Source organism: Chamaesiphon polymorphus CCALA 037, from assembly GCF_003003845.1.
Taxonomy (GTDB): domain Bacteria; phylum Cyanobacteriota; class Cyanobacteriia; order Cyanobacteriales; family Chamaesiphonaceae; genus Chamaesiphon; species Chamaesiphon polymorphus.
Map to the genome: position 1 here is coordinate 1 of NZ_PVWO01000258.1, position 8,005 is coordinate 8,005.

An 8,005-nucleotide genomic window follows, 5' to 3' on the forward strand; every position below is an offset into this window, starting at 1 on the left:
TGGGGAGTAGCTTTGAAATTTTCATCTTCCATTTGTGGTTGTTTAGCTGTGAAGATTCTTAGCCTCAAAAACTATACAAGCTGAGACACATCCCTATCATGTCTCTTTTTATGTCTCAAAATACCTTTCTTTTAAAGTCTAAGGAATAATGAGATATATGAGCACAACTTGGAGTTTTTCCGTATGGCTCTGGTCGGATATGCGCGAGTTAGTTCGGTGGGGCAAAGTCTGGATGTCCAATTAGATAAGCTCCAACATTGCGACAAGGTTTATCAAGAGAAAAAAAGCGGCACAAGCCAGCAGCGATCTAGGTTAGATGCTTGTCTGGAATATGTCCGTGAGGGGGATACGTTGGTTGTCTCGCGGTTAGATCGTCTGGCTCGCTCTACTCTTCATCTGTGCCAGATTGCCGACTTGCTCAAGCGCAAACAGGTCGCTTTGCATGTCCTCGACCAGAATCTTGATACGTCGAGTGCAACTGGAAGACTTCTGTTTAATATGCTGGGTGCTATTGCTGAATTTGAAACTGAAATCCGCTCAGAACGACAGCTTGACGGTATTCATAAGGCTAAGGAGTTGGGTGTTCGCTTCGGTCGCAAACAGCTTTTGTCTGCTTCACAGATCGTCGAGCTGCATCTGCGACGCGCACAAGGTACTCTGATTAAAATTCTGATGAAAGATTTTTCTCTTTCTAAGGCGAGTGTCTATCGTTACTTGAAGAAAACTGCTAGCCCTGGTATATAAATCTGCTTATTCCCCCTTTTGGAGGGTTTATGCAAAAAACCCCAATTTCAATCCTGCCGATTAGTGGACGTATTTTTTGGCAGAGTCATATGTTCCCCACGCTAAAACTTCACAACAAGCTTGACGAAACCTACCTGTCATTGCGCACGAGTACGGGGAGTGATGTTCCCATGTTACTAAGTGCCAAACGGCAATTACAGGACGGGTCGATTATTAATACTTGTGTGTCGATCCCGATCCATCAACGAATGCAATATGAGGATGAAATTCTGAATCGGAAACAACAGGCTGAAGCAGCTATTCTGGCTCGCAAAGAGGCTGAAGCGAGACTACAACAAACTAATATCCAACTCGTCCAAGCTGACAAGTTAAAATCTGAGTTTCTGGCAAATGTGAGCCATGAAATTCGGACACCCATGAATGGAGTCATCGGCATGACTCAACTTTTGTCCGCTACAAACTTAGATCGCGTACAGCAGAGTTATGTCTCTACAATTCAAGATTCTGCTAATGCCTTGCTGGTAATTATTAATGATATTCTAGATATTTCTAAAATTGAATCTGGAAACTTTGAGCTAGTTGAAAGTCCGTTTGTGCTCAAAGATATATTTGAATCGATCTCTAGCCTCATGACTAAAGCGATCGCCGAAAAGGGGATTTCTTTTTCCTATGTTATCGATCCTGAAGTTCCACATACGATTTTAGGCGATCGCACCAGACTCAGGCAAGTTTTGCTCAATCTTGTGGGCAATGCCATTAAATTTACGACAAAAGGTGGGCTGAAGATCGATGTCTTTAGCAAAACTATTGAAGATGCCAAAGATCCAAATTTTGGAGCAGAAGGAAAGAGCCAAAGTCATGAAATCACGATCGCCATTCAGGATACTGGGATTGGTATTCAAGGCGATCGCCTGAGTAAATTATTTAAACCCTTTAGTCAAGCCGATGCTTCTACCAGTCGCAAATATGGCGGTACTGGTTTAGGTTTAGCCATTAGCAAAAGTTTAATTAACTTAATGGGAGGAACGATTTGGGTAGAAAGCTTAGGAAATGTTGGCGGCTTTCCTCCTCCTAATTGGATAGCAGATTTATCTATAGGAAAAGGTTCGACTTTTTACTTTACCTTTAATACGATTCTCTTACAAAGATGCTCCGCAAACGAAATCGAAAGCCAAAATCCAGAAGTATCAAACCCGCACGATTTAATCGATCGATCTCCTGTGGAGAATCGACAAACTAAATTAGAGATTCTCGTGGCGGAAGACAATTTAGCCAATCAGCAAGTGATAACATTAATGCTCCAAACATTGGGCTATACTGCCGATATTGCTAACAATGGAATTGAAGTTTTAAAGATCTTAAAGCAAAAATCCTACGATGCGATCTTTATGGACATGCAAATGCCCGAACTGGATGGACTAGAAACTACCAGAATAATTCGTCAATCTACGCTGTCTCAGCCTTGGATTATTGCTTTAACGGGTAATGCTTTTGAAGAAGATAGGCAAAATTGTGCAGAGGCTGGGATGAATGATTTTGTGACTAAACCGATCCGGATTCCCGAACTAAATAAATCTCTGTTAAGGGTTCCTCGATCCAGCTAGCTGGAAGAAAATCGATTCAGTAGTTGCCAGATGATAGATTGGTGTTTAACATTAAGTCAGAATGCGCAAACTGAGGGGCCGATCGTGGATGTAGTCGCTAATATTATTGAGCTAAAACCAAACACTCTAGATCGGGTAGAAGAGTGGGCGAAAACTCTCAACGAGCGTGCTGACGAAGCTATTGAAACACTACGAGATGAAGGTGTCAAAATAGAGTCTTGGTTCCACTTGTCACTGGATGGCAATGATTATTTGCTCTGCTATATGCGTGCAGAATCCATCAAAAAAGCACATGAGGTCGTACAGTCCTCTCCTCATGCCATAGACGCATACCATCAGCAATTCAAGAAAGATACGTGGGTAACTGGAAAATCTGCGCGACTTTTGGTTGACCTGGTTGATGGCAATAGCGCAGAACGAGTTCGGGACATCTGCGGCTCTGACAGCTAGCACGATCGCTTACAATGACGATACAGAGATAATGTGCAAAAAAGAATCGTTACCCAGTGAGGCAATATGGCACATCAACTCTCGCGGCGGCAATTTTTGATTCGTTCCACTCTCATTAGTAGCGGTACGATCGCCGCAAACTTGCTGACAAACGCTAGATTTAGCCATTCTGCACCCGCGATCGTTCCATCCGATAAACTACGTCCTAAAATTCCTTACGGCATCGCCAGTGGCGATATCACTCAAGGCAGTGCCATCGTTTGGAGTCGCAGCGATCGACCCGCGCGGATGTTAGTAGAGTATGCATACGATGACACATTCCGCAATTCTAGGCAAATCGTCGGGTCAGTGGCATTAGCAGCGAGTGACTACACCGCACGGCTGAATCTCACCGGACTACCCACTGGGCGATTCGTCTTCTATCGAGTTCGATTTCAAGATCTAGATGATGCCAAGCTCGTCAGCGCGCCCGTCAACGGCTCCTTTCGGACAGTTCCCAAACAGGGCAAAGACATCTCGTTTGTTTGGGGAGGAGATACCGCAGGTCAAGGCTGGGGCATCAATCCTGACTTTGGGGGCATGAAAATTTATGAGGCGATGCGACGACTGAATCCAGATTTTTTCATTCATTCGGGAGATACAATCTATGCAGACAACCCGATGCAATCTGAGGTTAAACTGGCAGATGGTAAAATTTGGCGCAACTTAGTTACAGAAGAAAAATCTAAAGTTGCTGAAACGCTTAAGGAATTTCGCGGTAATTATCTCTACAACTTGATGGATGAAAACGTCCGGCGATTTAATGCGGAAGTACCGCAGTTGGTGCAATGGGACGACCACGAAATCTACAACAATTGGTATCCCGATCGAATCATTGAGAACGACGATCGCTACAAGGTCAAAAACATAAATATACTTGCGAATCGGGCAAGACAAGCTTTTTTAGAATACGTTCCGATGCGGCTTAATGGGGGCGATCCGTCACAGATTTATCGCTCTTTTAACTATGGCTCGGCACTAGAAATTTTCATGCTAGACAAACGGAGCTACCGAGGCCGAAATTCTCCAAATCTCCAGCCAAACTCAAGTTCCGAAACAGCTTTCTTAGGAAATAGACAACTTCAATGGTTAAAACAACGCTTACTCAATTGCAGAGCAACCTGGAAAGTAATTGCCAGTGATATGCCCGTTGGCTTAATCATTCGCGATGGTGCCAAGGCATTTGAAAATGCTGCAAATGGAAATGGAATGCCACTCGGACGAGAATTAGAATTTGCTGAGTTATTTCGATTTATCAAACACAATCGAATTCGGAATGTCGTTTGGCTCACCGCAGATGTGCATTATGCAGCGGCTCACTACTACGATCCAACCCGCGCCCAATTCCAAGATTTTCATCCCTTCTGGGAATTCGTAACTGGGCCACTTCATGCAGGCACTTTTGGCCCAAATGAATTAGATAATACTTTTGGCCCACAGGTTAAGTTTAGCAGTGTCGCACCTGGAGGTACCCAAAACCTACCACCCTCTGCGGGACTGCAATTTTTTGGACAGGTTAAGATTGATGGTGAGAGTCAAGTGATGACTGTGGCGCATTACAATTTAGATGGTAAAAAAGTTTACAGCATCGACTTAGATCCAGAAAGATAGCTCAGTTAAATTAATTGAGAATTGGATTGTTACGATGGGGATTTAAACCCCTGCTTCTCGTTAATGTAGCGTTTCCTAGTATTTTCAGATATAAGCTATGCAATGGCTAAACGAACCCGCTCAATGGTCGAGTTCTAACGATAGAATAATCGTCAATACATCTCCCAAGACTGATTTTTGGCGTGTTACTCACTATGGATTCATTCGCGATAACGGACATTTCTATTTCGATCGCATCAACACAGATTTTATAGTCGAAGTTGAGATCCGTGGCAGCTACCGGGATCTATACGACCAAGCAGGGATTATGATTCGCGCTGACGAGCGTCATTGGATTAAAACAGGGATAGAATATGTGGACGGAGTGCAGAATTTGAGTGCTGTTGTCACTCACGACTACTCAGATTGGTCGCTAACGCCACTATTAACACCACTTTCATCTATTCGTTTACGTGTCGAGCGTCGCCAAGAAGCAATCCATATTTCATATTTAGATCCAAACTCAAAATACGTTCTACTTAGATTGGCTTATTTCCCAACGATCGAAGTTCAAGTTGGAATCTTTTGTGCATCGCCAGAGGGCAATGGATATGAAGTTGTATTTGATAATTATCGATCGATCGAGCAGTTCGCAGTCTAAGTTATCTGGTTTTGCATTTAAGATACTGAAGTAATTAGAGATTATTTAACATTAGTTTGGATCTTGCTGAGAATACTTGCTAATATTCGATCGAATTCTCATGGCTATGAGCCTAATTTATGGCAATACCTAAAAATTTTTGGATTCCGCCAGCATCTGGATATACCCCAGCCAGTCGAGGGCTGACGGCGGCTCAACTTGCGGAGATCGAAGTACTAAATGAATTTGTCTTTCCATGTGCTTATCGATCGCTCATGTTGCAACAAAATGGCGGGACGTTGCGCTATTCCATCTTTCAAGAGTCGCTGGTCGAAGATTTCTGTTGCTTGTCCGCACTCGATCGAGATCTGGTGACTTTTGAAGATTACATCAAATTAACATGCACTGAAGACGAGATCTCGACTCTCGATCTTTTATTTGAATATTGTCATCTCAACCGCTTAATTATCTTTGCAATCAACGGTCATGAAGTAGGTTGCTTCGATTATGGGTGGAGATCTCAAATAGCAGTCATCGAGCCGCAAATTGTTTTCTTTGGCGATGAAGGGGAAGATATCCTACATTTTAAAATTCTGACCACTGTTGAAAGTTTTGACAATTTTCTTGATGAAATAACTCTTCCTGATGAGATCGAGCGCAACAGATATATCGGGATTGAAAGTGCTTTGGATTTTGACAGTTTGTGCGCTGATTTACAGGAAGACTGGCAAACCCAATTCGAGCAAAGAACCGACGATCTATATGGATGGTTCGATTTTGACAAATGGTACTGTGGCACCGTGCCACTATTCCTAGACGATCGGACGATCGAGATCTATGCTGAGGAGAATAATACAACGGTTCGAGAGGTTCTAGATTGGGCCGAGTTTCAAGCGGTTCTAAATTGGGCCGACGCTAAGGGACGGACTCGAACGATCGCGGCAATAATATCACCAAATCTACGTCGTTCTGGAACCTATCTGTACCCAGACAACCCAGAACTGACGTTGATATTAGAGATCCGTAAATCGTGGTTTCCGCTCGATCGCGCTGTCGATCGACTATGCCGCCAACTGTTGTTACTAGAAAATATTAGTGCTGTTAAAACGCTACCTTAACTTCGGTCGGGAGGCGATCGACATCGACAGGGCTAATCGGCTGCTGTGTGCTTCCAGAGCGCGAATATTGGACGGTACCCACAAACCCGCCCGCGAATTTACGAGCGGTTTGAGTCATGCGATCGCCGATCGCGCCTCAAGCAGGTAAGGTGTAAAATTGGCGACCGTTTAATCTACGATAGTACCCCTATTTAGGAGCGTGTAAACCGCATTCTTTTTGAGTTGCTTCTTCCCACCACCAGCGACCTTCGCGTTCGTGTTGTTGGGGGAGAGTGGGTTTGGTACAGGGTTCGCAACCGATACTGATAAACCCGCGTTCGTGGAGAGAGTTGTAGGGTACTTCGAGGGCGCGAATATACGTCCAGACATCCGCAGACGACCAGTTTGCCAAGGGATTGAACTTGACTAAGGGGTGTTCGGGCATACCGAAGGCTCCATCAGCTTGAATGACTGGTACCGCAGCGCGAGTCGAAGGACTTTGATCTTTGCGTTGTCCGGTAATCCAGGCATCGAGGGTGGCTAATTTGCGTCGCAAGGGGGCAACTTTGCGCACGCCACAGCATTCTTGATGTCCGTCTTCATAGAAGCTAAATAAACCCTTGGCTTTGACTAGTGCTTCGACAGCCGCTGCTTCTGGATACATGACATCGATCGAGATGTTATAGTGCTTGCGGACTCGATCGATAAATTGATAAGTTTCGGGATGGAGACGACCAGTATCGAGACTGAAGACTTTGACATTGGGGTTAATCTTATACGCCATGTCAATCAACACCACATCTTCAGCCCCACTGAAGGAAATGGCAATATTATCGAATAAACTCAATGCCCGTTTCATGATTTCCTGAGGACTTTTGGTACTCAGTTCGGCATCTAGGGTCGGTAAATCGAGTTCTGTGGTCGCCTGGGTCATGGTTGTCTGCTCTGGAAAAATTAAGGAGGATCTTCTGCCGATATTTTACATCCTAAAGTTATGCCAAATTCGGTTGGGATCGCCCGATCGATCTGGCCCTCACCCCCAGCCCCTCTCCCAATTTTGGGAGAGGGGAGCCAGAGCCGCAGGTGAGGGCGGGGTGAGGGCGATGGGGTGTGACTAGTACAAGAATTCTTTGTTATTAACCTAAGTTACTAGTTAAGAGTTAACCGATCGACACATGCACCGATGTCTCAGTCGATGCGCCGTCAGCGACGATCGCGATCGAGTGTAGCGACAAAACGGCTGTAGACGATTTGATTCGGCAACCAGGGCGCACGCCAATAGAGATCTTGCACGATCGTTTGCGATTGCCATTGGACTACTGCCAAATTATTTAGCCCGACTACCTCGCGTCCATCTTGAAACCAGCGAGATTTCCACCACATCAACCTTTGTAAGTAGGGTTTGAGTTGGAAACTGCCAGCAGTGGAGCGAGCGGGCACCCCAGACACCCGATCGCGATCGACACGACTCAATTGAGAACTACCCACATTGCTTTCGCCCCGTCCCCCTCTCTCCTTCCGAGCTGCGATCTCAAAACTAGCCCCTACAGTCCGCTGGCGGGGAATCCATTCCAAAACGCATTCCCAATCATGGGGGGTTTGGCGATCGCGGCGAGACAATCGCGATCGAAATGGTAACATTTCGGGTGGCCGATTCTGGCCGATCGAGTACCGAATTTTTTCGGGAAACAACCAATCTTTTAAGCGCGTATGCAGCAGTTTCGTAATCGGTTCCTCATTTCTGAGCGCGCTAGCCGTCAATTGCACCAATACCGATGACTGATATTGCGGCTCTAAACTAGATTCATCCGTCTCAACAACAAACCCGCTCCCTCTCAGTC

Annotated in this window: 8 protein-coding genes and 1 pseudogene; 6 read left to right on the forward strand and 3 right to left on the reverse strand. The window is 45.2% G+C overall.

Features of this window, described 5'->3' with window-relative positions:
• The first annotated feature begins 183 nt into the window (after positions 1 to 183).
• The 6 genes from C7B77_RS18105 to C7B77_RS18130 all read left to right on the forward strand — a co-directional run bounded on the left by C7B77_RS18105 (position 184) and on the right by C7B77_RS18130 (position 6,185).
• Positions 184 to 744: a recombinase family protein gene (locus tag C7B77_RS18105; RefSeq protein ID WP_106307894.1), complete on the forward strand. Its 561-nt coding sequence runs from the start codon at positions 184 to 186 to the stop codon at positions 742 to 744.
• A 29-nt stretch (positions 745 to 773) separates the two neighbouring features.
• Entirely contained in the window at positions 774 to 2,348 is a 1,575-nt protein-coding gene (locus C7B77_RS18110; RefSeq protein ID WP_106307897.1) for a response regulator, read from the forward strand.
• Between the two features lie 84 nt (positions 2,349 to 2,432).
• Positions 2,433 to 2,798, forward strand: a complete 366-nt coding sequence (locus tag C7B77_RS18115) for a DUF6176 family protein (RefSeq protein ID WP_106307915.1) — start codon at positions 2,433 to 2,435, stop codon at positions 2,796 to 2,798.
• 66 nt (positions 2,799 to 2,864) lie between these two features.
• The gene (locus tag C7B77_RS18120; RefSeq protein ID WP_106307900.1) at positions 2,865 to 4,448 is read left to right on the forward strand and encodes an alkaline phosphatase D family protein; all 1,584 of its coding nucleotides are present in this window, start codon (positions 2,865 to 2,867) and stop codon (positions 4,446 to 4,448) included.
• 97 nt (positions 4,449 to 4,545) lie between these two features.
• Positions 4,546 to 5,088, forward strand: coding sequence for a DUF1349 domain-containing protein (locus C7B77_RS18125; RefSeq protein ID WP_106307903.1), 543 nt, complete (start codon positions 4,546 to 4,548; stop codon positions 5,086 to 5,088).
• 119 nt (positions 5,089 to 5,207) lie between these two features.
• On the forward strand, positions 5,208 to 6,185 hold the full coding sequence (locus C7B77_RS18130) for an SMI1/KNR4 family protein (RefSeq protein WP_106307906.1): 978 nt from the start codon (positions 5,208 to 5,210) through the stop codon (positions 6,183 to 6,185).
• Here the strand turns inward: C7B77_RS18130 and C7B77_RS31485 are convergent.
• The 3 genes and pseudogenes from C7B77_RS31485 to C7B77_RS18145 form a co-directional block, all read right to left on the reverse strand.
• The gene (locus C7B77_RS31485) at positions 6,169 to 6,303 is read right to left on the reverse strand and encodes a hypothetical protein (protein WP_281261372.1); all 135 of its coding nucleotides are present in this window, start codon (positions 6,301 to 6,303) and stop codon (positions 6,169 to 6,171) included. The two genes, C7B77_RS18130 and C7B77_RS31485, sit on opposite strands and share 17 nt — an antisense overlap.
• 69 nt (positions 6,304 to 6,372) lie before the next feature.
• Entirely contained in the window at positions 6,373 to 7,098 is a 726-nt protein-coding gene (locus tag C7B77_RS18135; RefSeq protein ID WP_106307909.1) for a phosphoadenylyl-sulfate reductase, read from the reverse strand.
• A gap of 269 nt (positions 7,099 to 7,367) precedes the next feature.
• Positions 7,368 to 8,005: pseudogene (locus C7B77_RS18145) on the reverse strand (PhoD-like phosphatase); the annotation flags it as partial.

Bases quoted from the DNA above. Each gene is read 5' to 3' on its own strand.
- C7B77_RS18105 (WP_106307894.1), top strand. From the start codon at position 184: ATGGCTCTGGTCGGATATGCGCGAGTTAGTTCGGTGGGGCAAAGTCTG.
- C7B77_RS18110 (WP_106307897.1), top strand. From the start codon at position 774: ATGCAAAAAACCCCAATTTCAATCCTGCCGATTAGTGGACGTATTTTT.
- C7B77_RS18120 (WP_106307900.1), top strand. From the start codon at position 2,865: ATGGCACATCAACTCTCGCGGCGGCAATTTTTGATTCGTTCCACTCTC.
- C7B77_RS18125 (WP_106307903.1), top strand. From the start codon at position 4,546: ATGCAATGGCTAAACGAACCCGCTCAATGGTCGAGTTCTAACGATAGA.
- C7B77_RS18130 (WP_106307906.1), top strand. From the start codon at position 5,208: ATGGCAATACCTAAAAATTTTTGGATTCCGCCAGCATCTGGATATACC.
- C7B77_RS31485 (WP_281261372.1), bottom strand. From the start codon at position 6,303: ATGACTCAAACCGCTCGTAAATTCGCGGGCGGGTTTGTGGGTACCGTC.
- C7B77_RS18135 (WP_106307909.1), bottom strand. From the start codon at position 7,098: ATGACCCAGGCGACCACAGAACTCGATTTACCGACCCTAGATGCCGAA.